The 15,230-nt window shown below is 69.3% G+C and carries 14 protein-coding genes; 7 read left to right on the top strand and 7 right to left on the bottom strand.

Going from position 1 to position 15,230, the window contains the following annotated elements; genetic code table 11:
* Positions 1–101: 101 nt before the first annotated feature.
* From CQY20_RS19565 to CQY20_RS19555, 3 genes are all read left to right on the top strand, one after another.
* Entirely contained in the window at positions 102–1,184 is a 1,083-nt protein-coding gene (locus CQY20_RS19565) for an APA family fibronectin-binding glycoprotein (RefSeq protein ID WP_097941740.1), read from the top strand.
* 160 nt (positions 1,185–1,344) lie between these two features.
* The gene (locus CQY20_RS19560; RefSeq protein WP_097941739.1) at positions 1,345–1,650 is read left to right on the top strand and encodes a GlsB/YeaQ/YmgE family stress response membrane protein; all 306 of its coding nucleotides are present in this window, start codon (positions 1,345–1,347) and stop codon (positions 1,648–1,650) included.
* Positions 1,651–1,731: 81 nt separating this feature from the next.
* Positions 1,732–2,733 (top strand): zinc-binding alcohol dehydrogenase family protein, encoded by a 1,002-nt coding sequence (locus CQY20_RS19555; protein WP_371871072.1) that lies wholly within the window; start codon positions 1,732–1,734, stop codon positions 2,731–2,733.
* Positions 2,734–2,738: 5 nt separating this feature from the next.
* On the opposite strand, the gene CQY20_RS19550 is transcribed toward CQY20_RS19555, so the two are convergent.
* Positions 2,739–3,221 (bottom strand): hypothetical protein, encoded by a 483-nt coding sequence (locus CQY20_RS19550; RefSeq protein ID WP_234816321.1) that lies wholly within the window; start codon positions 3,219–3,221, stop codon positions 2,739–2,741.
* A 118-nt stretch (positions 3,222–3,339) separates the two neighbouring features.
* Here CQY20_RS19550 and CQY20_RS19545 point away from each other — a divergent pair, with 118 nt between their 5' ends.
* Entirely contained in the window at positions 3,340–3,933 is a 594-nt protein-coding gene (locus tag CQY20_RS19545; protein WP_097941737.1) for a CGNR zinc finger domain-containing protein, read from the top strand.
* On the opposite strand, the gene CQY20_RS19540 is transcribed toward CQY20_RS19545, so the two are convergent.
* Both CQY20_RS19540 and CQY20_RS19535 read right to left on the bottom strand, forming a co-directional pair.
* On the bottom strand, positions 3,925–4,680 hold the full coding sequence (locus CQY20_RS19540; RefSeq protein WP_097941758.1) for a CPBP family intramembrane glutamic endopeptidase: 756 nt from the start codon (positions 4,678–4,680) through the stop codon (positions 3,925–3,927). The genes CQY20_RS19545 and CQY20_RS19540 overlap by 9 nt on opposite strands.
* Before the next feature lie 38 nt (positions 4,681–4,718).
* Positions 4,719–7,148, bottom strand: a complete 2,430-nt coding sequence (locus CQY20_RS19535; RefSeq protein ID WP_097941757.1) for a phosphoketolase family protein — start codon at positions 7,146–7,148, stop codon at positions 4,719–4,721.
* Between CQY20_RS19535 and CQY20_RS19530 the strand changes: the two genes are divergently transcribed.
* Together CQY20_RS19530 and CQY20_RS19525 are read left to right on the top strand one after the other, a co-directional pair.
* The gene (locus CQY20_RS19530; RefSeq protein ID WP_371870978.1) at positions 7,093–9,624 is read left to right on the top strand and encodes a CaiB/BaiF CoA-transferase family protein; all 2,532 of its coding nucleotides are present in this window, start codon (positions 7,093–7,095) and stop codon (positions 9,622–9,624) included. The two genes, CQY20_RS19535 and CQY20_RS19530, sit on opposite strands and share 56 nt — an antisense overlap.
* Positions 9,621–11,093, top strand: coding sequence for an acetyl-CoA acetyltransferase (locus tag CQY20_RS19525; RefSeq protein ID WP_097941735.1), 1,473 nt, complete (start codon positions 9,621–9,623; stop codon positions 11,091–11,093). Before CQY20_RS19530 ends, CQY20_RS19525 begins: the two co-directional genes overlap by 4 nt.
* Here CQY20_RS19525 and CQY20_RS19520 read toward each other — a convergent pair.
* Complete coding sequence (locus CQY20_RS19520; RefSeq protein WP_097941734.1) at positions 11,086–12,321, bottom strand: NAD(P)/FAD-dependent oxidoreductase; 1,236 nt, start codon at positions 12,319–12,321, stop codon at positions 11,086–11,088. The two genes, CQY20_RS19525 and CQY20_RS19520, sit on opposite strands and share 8 nt — an antisense overlap.
* Before the next feature lie 18 nt (positions 12,322–12,339).
* Complete coding sequence (locus CQY20_RS19515) at positions 12,340–12,933, bottom strand: hypothetical protein (protein ID WP_097941733.1); 594 nt, start codon at positions 12,931–12,933, stop codon at positions 12,340–12,342.
* A gap of 65 nt (positions 12,934–12,998) precedes the next feature.
* Between CQY20_RS19515 and CQY20_RS19510 the strand changes: the two genes are divergently transcribed.
* Positions 12,999–13,850 (top strand): SDR family oxidoreductase, encoded by an 852-nt coding sequence (locus tag CQY20_RS19510; protein ID WP_097941732.1) that lies wholly within the window; start codon positions 12,999–13,001, stop codon positions 13,848–13,850.
* On the opposite strand, the gene CQY20_RS19505 is transcribed toward CQY20_RS19510, so the two are convergent.
* Together CQY20_RS19505 and CQY20_RS35555 are read right to left on the bottom strand one after the other, a co-directional pair.
* Positions 13,851–14,579 carry a DUF72 domain-containing protein gene (locus CQY20_RS19505; protein WP_234816320.1) on the bottom strand — a complete coding sequence of 243 codons (729 nt, stop codon included), beginning with the start codon at positions 14,577–14,579 and terminating at the stop codon, positions 13,851–13,853.
* Complete coding sequence (locus CQY20_RS35555) at positions 14,576–15,211, bottom strand: HhH-GDP family DNA glycosylase (protein WP_234816319.1); 636 nt, start codon at positions 15,209–15,211, stop codon at positions 14,576–14,578. The genes CQY20_RS19505 and CQY20_RS35555 overlap by 4 nt, the downstream gene beginning before the upstream one ends.
* Positions 15,212–15,230 lie beyond the last annotated feature (19 nt).

Below are 15,230 nucleotides of genomic sequence, written 5' to 3'. Positions count from 1 at the left end.
GACGCTAGCTGTTCTTATTGCACTGCCAGCAATTTCACAGATTGACACTCTGAGACCGCCGCACACTTGCGTCACGCCAGCAACACTGTAGTTTCGTCTCCATGCATGAGCCGGATGCACACCCGCAAGACCGCAAGCGTCGAACGAAGACGCTGGCGATGGCCACGCTGACCGGTGCCACGGTGGTGGCGCTCACGCTGCCTTCGGTGGCTCAGGCCGAACCCGAACCGTCGCCGTCGCCGGCCCCGCCGCCGCCGTCGGGTAACACGTTCTTGCAAGGTCCGCCGCCGGACCCGAACGCCCCGGCGCCGCCCCCTCCCGCGGACCCCAACGCGCCGCCCCCTGCCGCGGCTCCGGCACCGGCACCGGCACCGGCTGAGGCTCCGCCGCCGGCCGACCCGAACGCACCGCCGGCCGATCCGAACGCTCCACCCAACGCCGAAGCGGCGCCCGCGCCCGAACCCGGCCGGGTCGACAACGCCGCGGGCGGGTTCAGCTATGTGGTGCCCGGGGGCTGGAAGGTCTCCGACGCCACCCAGCTGTCCTACGGCCAGGCGCTGCTGACCAAGGAGCGCCCGGAAGGGGAAGCGCCCGCCGAGCCCGGCAACCCGCAACCGGCCAACGACACCAGCATCCTGCTCGGCAGGCTGGACATGAAGTTGTTCGCGGGCGCCGAGCCGGACAACGCCAAGGCGGCAACGCGGCTGGCCTCCGACATGGGCGAGTTCTTCATGCCGTTCCCCGGCACCCGGATCAACCAGGAGAACGGGGCGCTGACCGCCGGTGACATGCCGGGCGCATTCTCGTCGTACGAGGTCAAGTTCACCGACACGAACAAGCCGAACGGCCAGATCTGGGCCGGTGTCGTCGGCAACGCAACCCCGACGGTCGCGCCGGGACAGCCGCTGACGCCGCGCGGTCAGCGCAACGAGCGCTGGTTCGTGGTGTGGTTGGGCTCGGCGAACAACCCGATCGACAAGGGCGCCGCCACCACGCTGGCGCAGTCGATCCGGCCGTACGCGCCGCCGCCACCACCGCCGCCGCCGGACCCGAACGCGCCGCCGCCGCCGCCCGATCCGAACGCCCCGCCGCCTGATCCGAACGCGCCGCCCGCGCGTCCGCCGGTAGGCGTGGGTGTCCCGGTGGACCCGGCGACCGCGCCGGAGATGCTGCCGCCGAGCTGACAGCTTGGACGAATGCGGCCGATCCCGTTGACGGGGTCGGCCGTTTTCGTGCGCGGCCGAGTCGATCGTGTCCCAATCGGCGGTCGAAATGTTATGCGGCGGGCGTATACCGAAAGTATCGGAAGTGGCCCAGCGGCCGCGACAGGCAGGAGATCGCGACATGGATGCGATGGCAGCAACCGAGTTTCTCGCTCGGTCAACGACACTGACCAGCGTCGGCTGGATCGGCTACATCATCATCGGAGCAATCGCCGGATGGATCGCCGGCAAGATCGTCAAGGGCAGCGGCTCAGGCATTCTGATGAACATCGTCATCGGCGTCATCGGTGCGCTGATCGGCGGGTTCCTGCTGAGCTTCTTCCTCGACACCGCCTCTGGCGGCTGGTGGTTCACGCTGTTCACCGCGATCCTGGGTGCGGTGATTCTCCTGTGGATCGTCGGCATGGTCCAGCGCAAGAAGGTGTGACGAGCTAACCCGTTGGCGCACGGCGTTATCGACGGCCGGGCCGCCGTGCGTCACCATGAACATATGAGTACCGGCACGTCGATGACCGCGTGGCAGGTTCGTCGCCCCGGCCCGATGAGCACGCACCCGTTGGACCGCGTCACCGTGGACGTGCCCACGCCGGCGGCGGGCGAGTTGCTGGTCGCGGTGCAGGCATGCGGCGTGTGCCGCACCGATCTGCATGTCTCAGAAGGAGACCTGCCGGTGCACCGGCCGAATGTCATTCCCGGGCACGAGGTCGTCGCCGAGGTGGTCGCGCTCGGGCCCGACACCGAAGGCGAGTTCAAGGTCGGCGATCGCGTCGGCATCGCCTGGCTGCGACACACCTGCGGGCAGTGCAAGTTCTGCCTGCGCGGCGACGAGAACCTGTGCCCGAATTCCCGCTACACCGGTTGGGACGCCGACGGTGGCTATGCCGAATTCACCACGGTCCCAGCCGCTTTCGCGCTCCCGCTGCCGGAGGGCTATAGCGATACCGAGCTGGCGCCGTTGTTGTGTGCGGGCATCATCGGTTATCGCGCGCTCATACGCGCCGAGTTGCCCCCGGGTGGCCGGCTGGGGATCTACGGCTTCGGCGGCAGCGCCCACATCACCGCTCAGGTGGCGCTGGCGCAGGGTGCCGAGGTGCATGTGATGACCCGCGGCGAACACGCCCGCGAGTTGGCGCTGGCGCTGGGGGCGGCCTCGGCCCAGGGTGCCGACGAGCCACCGCCGGAGAAGTTGGACGCGGCGATATTGTTCGCTCCGGTGGGCGAGTTGGTGCTGCCCGCGCTCGAGGCGCTCGACCGCGGTGGCACGCTTTCCGTCGCCGGCATCTACCTCAGCGACATCCCGGTCCTGAACTACGAGCGACACCTGTTCTACGAGAGGCAGATTCGTTCGGTGACGTCCAACACCCGCGAGGACGCCCGCAACTTCCTCGCTTTCGCCGGGCGGCACCGCATCGCCGTCACGACGCCGGAGTATCCGCTGGACCGGGCCGAAGACGCGCTGACCGATCTGGCCGCCGGACGTATCGCAGGCGCCGCCGTGCTACGCGTTTAACCCGCTCACAGCGCCGCGAGTGCCGCGCCGAGCCGACCATCGAGGTCGCCGTGCCCGTATCGATACAGCGGGCCGGTGCCGTCGGAGAGCAACAGCCGCAGCCGGGCCATGCCGCGCGCGCTCACCGGCAGCGGCGAGTGCAGCCGCAGGGCGATCTCTTCGATGCGCTGGCGCGCTGCGGCGATGTTGCGCGCGTTGAGCGGAACCCGCGCCGACATCGGCGCGTTCCTGTCGCCGGCGTCCAGGACCGAGCGCAGCGTGCGGGCCAGGCCTACACGTTCGTCGAACGACGTCAATCGCGCGGCGTGTGCGGCCAAGGCGCTGCCCGCTGGGGCAGGCACTCCCACGGCGAGCATGCGGTCGAACTTGCCTGCGCACAAGCGCGCGGCGATGCGCTTGGTCAGGGGAGCGCGAACCACCTCTTCCCGGCGCACATCCTGGCGCTGCGCCTCCGACAGAAACCCGAGCGACATCCTGTTCTCAGTCATGGTGGCTAATCCGTTCCGTACCTGTTTCGTTTCTACTGTGTGACTGTCAAACACGTTACACAGGTCATGCATGACTAGTCAAATTGATTTACCGGTCATGAAAATTTAGACTGGGGGCATGTCATCGCCGCATGGTCACTGGCTGGGCGACACCGAGTCCAAACCGGCGCCGCCGCCGCTGAACCGCGTTCAGGCCCTGGTCAACACCCTCGAATTGCCGACGGGTCCGGACCGGTTGGCCGATCCCGCCGATGCGGTGCCGTGGCTGGTCGACAACGGTTTCGCCGCGCCGGGCGCCGACGTCGGGCCCGACGATCTCGCGCTTGTGCGCGGCGTCCGGGAGGCGCTGCGCGCGATGCTCGTGCACAACGCCGGCGGACCGCCGCCGGGCGCCAAGGCCATCGCGCCGCTGCGCCAGGTCGCGGCCGTCGGCGCGGCGCGCTCCGACCTGGGCGAGCACGGCGAAATCATGTTGTCGGCCACCGGCGATACTGTGCCCGCTCGGCTGGTGGAGTTGCTCCTGATCGTCCGCGACGCCCAGCGCGACGGCACCTGGGCGCGGCTCAAGGCCTGCGGCAACGACGAGTGCCGGTGGGCCTTCTACGACCAGTCCCGCAACCACGGCGGCACGTGGTGCGACATGGCCTCGTGCGGCAACAAGCTGAAGAACCGGCAGTTCAGGGCCCGCAAGCGGCAGGCGCGTTCAGGTTGACAGGTGCCACACCAGCGCCGCCGCCAACGCGCCGAGCCCGTTGAGCGACCAGTGCAGCGCGATCGGGGCGATCAGGCTGCCGCTGCGGCGCCGCAGCCAGGTGAACACGAAGCCGGCCACCGCGGTCGCCGCCACCGCCAGTACCACCCCGGCGACCGTGCCCAACAGGCCGCCGCCGAAGATGCGGGTGAACCCGACGTTGCTGCTGGTCAAGCCCAACGAGGTGGCGATGTGCCACAACCCGAACAGCAGGGAGCCGGCCGCCGCGACGCCCCGGAAGCCCCACGCCCGATTCAACGCGCCGTGCAGCACCCCTCGGAACGCCAACTCCTCGGGGATCACGGTCTGCAACGGGATGATGATCATCGACGCGATCAACGCGCCGGACAGCGTGGCGTAGTTGTTGTTCATGAACATCGGCCGGGTCCACGGCAGCAGCGCCCCGACGGCGATCACCGACAGCACGACGGCCACGGCCGCCACCGCATAGCCGACACCTGACTTCCAATGTTCGCGGCTCAGCCCGAGTTCGGCCCAGCCCAGACCGCGCGACCGCACCAGAAGCAGCAGGCCGACGGCCGCCGCGGGCACTGTCGCGATACTGGCCCACGGCGTGGTGAAGTGCGCGATCAGGTTGGTGATGGCAAGCACCACTACGACGATGCCGATGTCGATGTAGGTGCGGAAATGATGAAGGGCCGACAACTGAGCTACCGCGGGATGCGTGGTCACTGCGTGGTCGGACACCCCGCCGAGTCTACCGACGCCAGAAAGCGCACCGAACGTCACTCGTTGTCACCCGTGTCCTGCGCCATCGATGTCGCTTCCGACGCGCGGAAGCCAGAGTCCCACGTCCAGCCCGAGATGTTCGGGTCGTCTTCGCCGTGCTCGCGGGTGTAGCGCCGGGCGTTCAATCGCGCGTCGGCCATCCGCTGACGCAGCGTCGCCGCCTTGGTGCCGAGCCCGTCGACACGGTCGATGACGTCCATCACCAGGTGGAAGCGGTCCAGGTCGTTGAGCATCACCATGTCGAACGGCGTCGTCGTCGTGCCGCGCTCCTTGAACCCGCGGACGTGCATCTGCGCGTGGTTGGTGCGCCGATACGTCAACCGGTGGATCAGCCACGGATAGCCGTGATAGGCGAAGATCACCGGCTTGTCGGGGGTGAACACGGCGTCGAACTCGCGGTCGGACAGCCCGTGCGGATGTTCGGAGTCCGGCTGCAGCCGCATGATGTCGACGACGTTGACCACCCGCACCGCAAGGTCGGGCAGCTCGCGGCGCAGGATGTCGGCGGCCGCGAGCGTCTCGAGGGTCGGGATGTCCCCGGCGCAGGCCAGCACGACGTCGGGCACACCGGTGGCGTTGCTGGCCCATTCCCAAATGCCAAGTCCGCGAGTGCAATGCGCGATCGCCTCGTCCATGGTCAGGTAGGTCAGGGCGGGTTGCTTGCCCGCGACGATGACGTTGACGTAGTGCCTGCTGCGCAGGCAGTGGTCGGCCACCGACAGCAGCGTGTTCGCGTCCGGCGGCAGGTAGACCCGCACCACCTCGGGCCTCTTGTTGGCGACGTGGTCGATGAAGCCGGGGTCCTGATGGGACGCGCCGTTGTGGTCCTGGCGCCAGACATGTGACGTCAGAAGGTAATTCAGCGACGCGATCGGCCGCCGCCAGGTCATCTCCGAGCTGCTGAACAGCCACTTGGCGTGCTGGTTGAGCATCGAGTCGACGATGTGCACGAACGCCTCGTAGCAGTTGAACAACCCATGCCTGCCGGTCAGCAGATAGCCCTCGAGCCAGCCCTGACACAGGTGCTCGGACAGCACCTCCATCACCCGGCCCGACGGGGCGAGGTCCTCGTCTACGGGATCGATCTCGGCGAGCCAGGTCTTGTCGGTGGACTCCAGCACCGCCGACAGCCGGTTCGACGCGGTCTCGTCGGGACCCATCAGGCGGAACCGGTCGCGGTTGCGGTCGATGACGTCGCGTAGGAAGGTGCCGAGCACCCGCGTCGCCTCTGAGGTTTCGGCGGCGGGTTTGTCGACGGCGACGGCGTAGTCGCGGAAGTCGGGCAGGTCGAGGTCGCGCAGCAGCAGCCCGCCGTTGGCGTGCGGATTGGCGCTCATCCGCCGCGTCCCTTCCGGGGCGATGGCGCGCAGCTGCGGACGCAGCGCGCCGGTGTCGTCGAACAGTTCGTCGGGCCGGTAGCTGCGCAGCCACTCCTCGAGTTGGGCCAGGTGTTCCTTGTTGTTCCGGGTCTCCGCCAGCGGCACCTGATGCGACCGCCACGTGCCCTCCACCGGCTTGCCGTCGACCTGCCGCGGGCCGGTCCATCCCTTCGGCGTGCGCAGCACGATCATCGGCCAGCGCGGGCGCTGCGTCTCGCCGTCCACCCGGGCGGCCTGCTGGATGGCGGCGATCTGGTCAAAGGCCTCGTCGAAGGCGACGGCCAGCTGTTGGTGCACGTTGGCAGGGTCGTCGCCGGCCACGGTGATCGGCCGGTAGCCGTATCCGGCGAGCAGCGCCTCGAGTTCGTCGTGCGGGATGCGGGCCAGCACCGTCGGGTTGGCGATCTTGTAGCCGTTGAGGTGCAGGATCGGCAGCACCGCGCCGTCGGTGACCGGGTTGAGGAACTTGTTGGAGTGCCAGCTGGCGGCCAGGGGACCGGTTTCGGCCTCGCCGTCGCCGATCACGCAGGCGACCACCAGGTCGGGGTTGTCGAACGCCGCGCCGTATGCGTGTACCAGCGCATAGCCCAGTTCACCGCCCTCGTGGATGGATCCTGGTGTCTCGGACGCCACGTGGCTGGGGATGCCGCCGGGAAATGAGAACTGGCGGAAAAGCTTCCGCAGGCCGTCGACGTTTTCGCCGATGGCGGAGTAGACCTCGCTGTAGGTCCCTTCGAGATAGGCGTTGGCCACCAGCCCCGGTCCGCCGTGGCCGGGCCCGGTGATGTAGATGACGTTGGCGTCGCGGTTGCGGATGATGCGGTTGAGGTGGGCGTAGATCAGGTTGAGGCCCGGCGTGGTGCCCCAGTGCCCGAGCAGCCGCGGCTTGATGTGCTCGGGCGTGAGGGGCTCGTGCAGCAGCGGGTTGTCCAGCAGGTAGATCTGGCCGACGGAGAGGTAGTTGGCGGCCCGCCAGTAGGCGTCGATCAGGTTGAGCTCGTCATCGGGCAGCCGCGGTGCGGTCGAGGCGGGGTGGTTGGTGCTCATCGAGGTGCTCATCGGAACCATGTTCGTTGCGGTGGGTGAACGGCGTGAGATTTTCGGTCAGACGTTTCCGTCGACGAAGTGGTACCCGGATCCGTTCGGGCCAAGCACTAGCCTGGCTGTCGTGCTGTTGGCGGGACTGCGGGTGCTCGATCTGTGTGATGGCGAAGCCGACGCGGTGACGCGGCTGTTCGCCGACCTCGGCGCCGAGGTCATCAAGGTGCAGCCGCCCGGCGGCAGCGCCTCCCGCCGTCGGCTGCCAGCCGTTGCGGGGGTCAGCGTGCCGTTCACGCTCGACAACGCCAACAAGCGCGGCTGCGTACTCGACCCGGGCGCCGACCGCGACCGCCTGTTGGCGTTGGCCGCCGACGCCGACATCGTGGTGGACGACGGGCTGGCCGCGGCGTTCGGCACGTCGTGCGCCGAACTGTGGCGGCGTCACCCGCATCTGGTCGCGATGGCGGTCTCCGACTTCGGCGTCGACGGCCCGCGTGCGTCCTGGTGCGGGACCGACGCGGTGTTCTATGCGTTGTCGACGGCGCTGTCGCGGTCCGGTCCCACGTTCGGGCGCCCGGTGCTCCCGCCGATCGGCATCGCCTCGGCCACCGCGGCGGGTCAGGCGGCGTGGGCCGCGCTGGCGGCCTACTTTCATCGATTGCGTTACGGCACAGGCGATTACATCGACTTCTCCCGCTTCGAAGCCGTGGTGCAGTCGCTCGACCCGCCGTTCGGATCCGAGGGGCAGGCCGCGGTCGGACGCAAGCCCACCGATGAGCTGTGGCGCGGCCGGCCGCGCAACCAGCAGATCTACCCGATTTTCGGCTGCCGCGACGGCCACGTGCGAGTGTGCCTGCTGTCGCCGCGGCAATGGCGCGGCATGCGGGCGTGGCTCGGTGAACCGGAGCAGTTCCGCGATCCCAAGTTCGACACCATCGCCGCGCGCTACGCCGCCTCCCGCGAGATCAACGCGGCGATCGCCGAGCTGTTCGCCGACCGGAGGATGGACGAACTGGTGGCCGAAGGGCAGTCGCGCGGGGTGCCCATCGCCGCGGTGCTCAGCCCGGCAGAGACACTGAACTCGAACCACTTCCGCTCGGTCGGAGCCCTGACCGAGACCGCCATCGCTCCCGGAGTCGACGTGACCGTGCCGGTGGGCGCGTTCGTGGTCGACGGCCGCCACCGCGGATTAATTCAGCCCCTGTCAGAAGGGGGCGAACCGGCGTGGCGCACACCGCGACTCGACGTGTCCACCGCCGCAACAAGCGGCGGCCGGCCGTTCCACGGGTTGCGCATCCTGGACCTCGGCGTGATCGTCGCAGGCGGCGAACTCGGCCGCCTGTTCGCCGATCTCGGCGCCGAGGTGGTCAAGGTGGAAAGCGCCGCCTATCCCGACGGCTTGCGGCAGACCCCGCCCGGTCAGGTGATGAGCCGATCGTGGGCGCTGACCCACCGCAACGAGTACGGGCTGGGACTGGATCTGCGCAATCCCGAAGGCGCCGAGATCTTCGCCAGGCTGGTCGCCGAGGCCGACGCCGTGTTCGCCAACTTCAGGCCGGGAACCCTTGCTTCCCTTGGCTTTTCCTACGAGCGACTGCGTGAGCTGAATCCCCGCATCGTGCTGGCCGAAAGCAGCGCGTTCGGGGCGAGCGGCCCGTGGAGCGAACGGATGGGCTACGGCCCGCTGGTCCGCGCCACCACCGGCATCACCAAGCTGTGGACGTCTGATGACGCCTCCGGTTCGGAATCCGGTTTCTTCGACGCGACGACGATCTTCCCCGACCACGTCGCCGCGCGCGTCACCGCCTTGGCGGCGCTGGCGGCGCTGATCGGTCGCGAGCGCTCGGGAACCGGTGCACACGTGCACATCTCGCAGGCCGAGGTGGCCGTGAACCAGCTCGCTGCCCGCTATGTCACCGACGCCGCGCAGGCGGCGGGTCTCACGGTCGCCGACGACGCGACCGTGCACGGGGTGTTCGCCTGCGCGGGAGACGACGAGTGGTGCGTGATCTCGCTGCGCTCCGCCGAGGACCGCCGCGCGCTGGCGGACGTGATCGGCGCTTCCGAGCTGCCCGTCGACCGCGCGGGCCTCATCGAGGCGGTAGAGCCGTGGACGTCAACGCGGGAGAAGGATGCCGTCGCCGAGGCACTGCAGCGCGCCGGTGTGCCCGCCGCGCCCATGAACCGCGCGATCGACGTGCTCGCCGATCCCGTTCTGCGCCACCGGAAGTTGTTCACAGACATGACCCATCCGCTGTTCGACCACCCCATCCCGGCCGAAACCAGGCCCGCACGCTACGCACACATCCCGCAGGCCGAGACCCGTCCCGCGCCGATGCCCGGCGAACACACCCGCGAGATCTGCCAGAAGCTGCTGGCCCTCGACAGCGCGGAGATCGACCGCCTGACCGCCGCAGGCGCGGTGTTCACCGCGAGAGAACCCGCCGCCGAATCCGATGCCGCCGCGGGAGCGAAACCGTGACCGATCCCAGAACCCCGGTGCTGGTCGGCTACGGCCAGGTCAACCAGCACGACGAGAACCCCGACGTCGAGCCGATCGACCTGATGGCGGCGGCGGCATGCGAAGCCGCCGACCCCCGGGTGTTGCAGGCCGTCGACTCGGTGCGCGTCGTCAACATCCTGTCCTGGCGCTACCGCGACCCCGGCCTTCTACTCGCACAACGCATCCACGCCGACGGTGCCGCCACCGGCTACACCGGTCCGGGTGGCAACGTTCCGCAGACGCTGGTCAATCGGGCGTGCCTGGACATTCAGGCAGGCCGGGCCGACCTCGTGCTGATCGCGGGCGCCGAGGCGTTCCGCACCCGCATGAGGCTGCGCAACCGCGGGCTCAAGCCGACGTGGACCAGCCAGGACGAGTCGGTGCCGTTCGCCGAGGGCGCCAACGAGGATCTGCCGATGGTGGGTCCGGCCGAGTTGCGGATCCAGCTGAACCTGCCTGCCCATGTGTACCCGATGTTCGAACAGGCGCTGCGGATCAGTGCGGGGGAGTCCGTCGACGAGCATCGCCGCCGCATCGGGGCGCTGTGGGCGCAGTTCAGCGAAGTGGCCCAACACAATCCGCACGCGTGGAGTCGGACACCGCTGACCGCCGAACAGATCTGGCAGCCGAACGAGGGCAACCGGATGATCAGCTGGCCCTACACCAAGCTGATGAACTCCAACAACATGGTCGATCAGGGCGCGGCCATTCTCGTGGCCGCCGCGGAGAAGGCTGACCAACTCCAGATCCCGAGGGACCGTTGGGTGTTCCCGTATGCCGGCACCGACTCCCACGACACGTACGCGATCGGTGAACGCCTGGAGTTCTACCGGTCACCGGCCATCCGGATCGCGGGGCGCCGCGCGCTGGAGCTGGCGGGTGTCGGCGTCGACGACATCGACCTCGTCGACGTGTACTCCTGCTTCCCGTCGGCGGTACAGGTGGCCGCCGCCGAACTGGGGCTGCCGCTGGCGGATCCGGCCCGCCCGCTGACCGTCACCGGCGGTCTGACGTTCGCGGGCGGTCCGTGGAACAACTACGTCACGCACTCGATCGCGACCATGGCCGAACGATTGGCGGGCACTTCGGCGCGGCTCGGCCTGATCACCGCCAACGGCGGCTTCCTCACCAAGCACAGCTTCGGCGTCTACGGGTCCGAGCCGCCGCCGCACGAATTCCGTTGGGAGGACGCGCAATCTGCCGTCGACGCCGAGCCGACGCGGAAGGCCGAGGTCGAGTGGGCCGGCGTCGGCACCGTCGAGTCATGGACCACCCCGTTCGACCGCGACGGCGCACCCGAGAAGGCGTTTCTGGCGGTCCGCACGCCGGAGGACGCGCGCACGCTCGCCGTGATCGCCGATGCCGACGAAGCCGCGACCACGGTCCGCGAGGACATCGCCGGCGCCGCGGTGACGGTGCGCGCCGACGGAACGGCCACGCTCAGATAAGGGTATTCAGCGGCTGCTGCGGGTCGGCGAGTTTGTCGGCGTCGACGGGTTTGCGCGACCGGACCAACGCCTTGACGTCGTCGAGCACGTCCCAGACGTTGACGTTCATGCCGGCCAGCACCCGGCTGTCGCCGTCGAGCCAGAACGCGACGAACTCGCGGCCGTCGACGTCGCCGCGGAACACGACGCGGTCGTAGTCCGGCGCGTACCCCACGTACTCCATCCCGAGGTCGTACTGGTCGGTGAAGAAGTACGGCAGCTCGGCGTACTCGGTGGGCTGGCCGAGCATGCCCGCGGCCGCGAACGCCGGCTGCTTGAGCGCGTTGGCCCAGTGCTCGGTGCGCACATGCGCGTCGAACAGGGGATGACGCGCCGAGGCGATGTCGCCCGCGGCATAGACGTCGGGGTCGCTGGTGCGAAGCGACGAGTCGACGAGCACACCGCCGTCGGGCGCCATGGCCAGGGCCGCAGCTTTGGCGAGTTCGGTGTTGGGTGCGGCGCCGACTGCGACCAGCACCACGTCGGCCTCGACCGTGGAGCCGTCGCCCAGGCGCAGCCCGGTCGCGGCGCCCTCGGCGGTGGTGATCTCCTCCACGCTGGCCCCGACCCGCAGGTCGACGCCGTGATCGCGGTGCAGCTTGGCGAACACCTCGGCGACCTCCCTGCCCAGCGCGCCGAGCAGCGGCAGCTCAGCGGCCTCCACGACGGTGACGTCAAGCCCCCGTCGGCGCGCCTCAGCGGCCACCTCGAGGCCGATCCAGCCGCCACCGACGATCGCCAGCGACCCGGCCTCGGCCAGGGCGCGGTCGAGGGCGTCGGCGTCGTCGATGGTGCGCAGATAGTGCACGCGTTCGGCGTCGGCGCCGGGAATGGGTGGTCGGCGCGGCGACGAGCCGGTGGCCAGCAGCAGCTTGTCGTAGTGCACCGTGCTGTCGTCCGGTAGCCGCACGACGTGCCCACGCGGATCGATCGCGGACACCGGCGTGCCGAGCCGCACGTCGATGTGGTGGTCGCGATACCAGGGTTCGGGCTCGGCGGTGAAATCGCCGAGCTTCTTCTTTCCCGCGAGGTATTCCTTGGACAGCGGTGGCCGCTCGTAGGGCAAGTGCTCCTCCGCGGCGAACAGCACGACATCACCGTCGAAGTCCTTGTCCCGCAGAGCCTCAGCCGCCTTGGCTCCGGCGAGGCCACCGCCGACGATCACGAAGGTTCCCGATTTCGACGACATGGTTCGACGCTACGCCCGTCAGGGCGCGTCGAGCGGCACTTCGGCGTACTGCAGCGAGTATCCGTCGGCGCTGAAGGTGAATCCCCTGCCGCTCTGCTCGCTGAGGCAGGACACCCCGGTGGCCTCCTGCACATTGCACCGGAACCGCGCCGCGATCAGGGTCTGGTTGTAGTCCAGCTTCTTGGCGGGGCCGGGCACCAGCGTGAACCCGGGTTGTTCGAGAACGGTGAAATAGGCGTCGCCGTCCGGCCCGATCACGATGGCGTTCGGCGCGGTCGGTGTGCCGTCGGCGTCGGGCACCGTGCGCGGCGCGTCGGCGATGCCCAGCGAGCCGCCCCTGTTCTGGCATCCGGCCCACACTCGCGGCACGATGGCGCACTGCCAGCGGCCGCTCGGCGTGGTGAAGTAGTAGCCCGCCTCCGGCCTGCCGTCGGGATGCGCGGCGAATTCGGAGGCGTCGGCCAGGTGTTCGACGCTGGTCGGCGGCAATGAGGGCGTAACCGACGTGCTGGGCGTCGGGATGTTCGCCCACTCGCCGGTGTTGACGACGCGTTCCCCGGAGCAGCCCGCCGCGGTGAACACCGCAGCGCAGAGCAAGACCATGGCGCGCATTTGACTCAACAGCGTGCCCCAACCCCTTCGCCGCCCGACAACCGGGTCACCCTAGGGTCACTTCCATGGGCACCTACGCGGTCACCGGGTCGGCATCGGGCATGGGCGCGGCCGTCGCGCAGAAGCTCACCGACGCCGGGCATCGGGTGATCGGCGTCGACCTGCGCGACGCCGACGTCATCGCCGACCTGTCGACACCGGACGGCCGAGCGTCGGCGGCGTCGGGGGTGTTGGGGCTGGCGGAGAATCGGTTCGACGGCGCCGTGCTGGCCGCCGGGCTGGGACCCACCGCTGGCGCGGAACGGGCGCGGCTCATCATCGAGGTGAACTACTTCGGGGTCACCGAACTGCTGACCGCGTGGCAGCCGGCGCTCGCGACCGCGGGCAATGCGAAGGTCGTTGTGTTCTCCAGCAATTCGACGACCACCGTGCCGCTGGTGCCGCGCAGTTTGATCAAAGCGTTCCGCGACGGCGATGCCGGAAAGGCGTTGCGCGTGGCCATGCGGTTCCGCAAGTTCGCCCCGCCGATCGCCTACGCCGGCTCGAAGATCGCGTTGACGCACTGGGTCAGGCGCACCGCCGTCGCCCCGCACTGGGTGGGCGAGGGCATCCGCCTGAACGCGTTGGCGCCCGGCGCCATTCGCACCCCGCTGCTGGAGGAGCAGCTGGAAACCCCGTCGGAACGCAAGCAGATCGAATCGTTTCCGGTGCCCGTGGGAGGGTTCGGCGACGCGTCCCAGCTGGGCGAGTGGGCGGTGTTCATGCTGTCACCGGCGGCCGACTTTCTGGTGGGCAGCGTGGTGTTCGTCGACGGCGGCACCGACGCGTACTTCCGGCCCGACGACTGGCCAAGGCCGCCGACGCTGCCGCGGTATGTGCTCAAGACGCGGCAGTGGGCCAGGCGTCGGCGCCTCTGACTAGCGCGCCGCCACCAACTCCTTGAGCCGCCGCGCATTGCGCACCGCGTGCCCGCCGATGTCGTTGTTGAAATAGATGTCGACCCGCTTGCCTTCGTCGTGCCATTCCAGCAGGCGATCGGCCCACCACCGCAGGTCGTCCTCGGTGTAGGAGCCGGTGTACAGCGACGCCGGCTCGGGGCCGTGCATGCGGATGTAGACGAGGTCGCTGGTGGCCCGCGGGATGCACGCCAGTTTGGCGCCGCTCATCACCACATAGGCGGCGCGGTGCCGTTCCAGCAGTTCGAACACCGCGGGGTCGTTCCACGACGGGTGGCGCAGTTCCAGCGCGACCGGGATCGACGGCGGCATCAGCGTCAGGAAGTGGTCGAGTCGCGCGTCGTCACGCGCCAGCTCCGGATGCAGCTGCACCAGCAGCGCTTCGGCGCGGTCGCCGAGCGCGGCCCAACACCGCTCGAATCGCTCGACCCACGGTTCGGGGGACTTGAGCCGGCGGTAGTGGGTGAGCCCGCGATGCGCCTTGACCGCCATGGTGAATCCGTCGGGCAACCGCTGCCGCCACCCGGCGAACGCCGAATCGCGGGGCCACCGGTAGAAGCTGGCGTTGAGTTCGACGGTGTCGAACTCCTCGACGTAGCGGGCCAGCCGTTTGGCGACGGGCAGTCCGGCGGGGTAGAGGACGTCGACCCAGTGGTCGTAGGACCAGCCGGACGTCCCGATGCGGATCACGCGACCAGGTCGGCGCGCATGTCGTCGTCCAACGAGACGCGCACCAGCGCCGCGGCCAGCTTGGCCGTGTCGCGCGGTGCGAGCGCGCCGAGCGCCTTGGAGTCGGCGGGCAGACCCAGAGCTTGCGCGCCGTCGATGGCGCGTCGGTCGAAGTAGGGCCGCGCCCACGGCCATATGTCCTGTACCTCGCGCAGGAAGATGTCGGCCCCGGTGTCGCCGATTCCCTTGAACCGCTTGAGTTGTCGCTTCACGTAATCAGTGTCGCGGGTGTTGGCCAATGCGCGCAGGTCGCCGCCGTACTCGTCGCGGACACTCGCCGCGATGTCGGCCAGCCGGGTGGCCGAGCTCTCGTCGTAGCGCACGTAATGGGCACGCCCGAACGCCTTGATCATGGTGTCGCGGTCGGCCGCCAGCACCGCCTTGGGAGTGCGCAGGCCGTCGCGGAACAGTTCGCGCGCGGCCTGCACCGCGATGGCGGCGTCGATCGGCTTGCTGGCCAGCATGCACAGCGCCAGCAGCTGGAACAGCGGCATCGGCTTGTCGCGCAGCGTGATGCCGGCCTCCTCGGCGTAGGTTGTGCCCGCCGCCTTCATCAGGCGCCGAACGAGCTGCTGGTGTGTCGACCGTGCCATATGAGGGGGCTTACCCGTC

Origin of the sequence: Mycolicibacterium agri (assembly GCF_002553505.1) — a bacterium.
GTDB lineage: Bacteria > Actinomycetota > Actinomycetes > Mycobacteriales > Mycobacteriaceae > Mycobacterium > Mycobacterium agri.
This window is presented reverse-complemented; position numbering and strand designations above follow the sequence as displayed.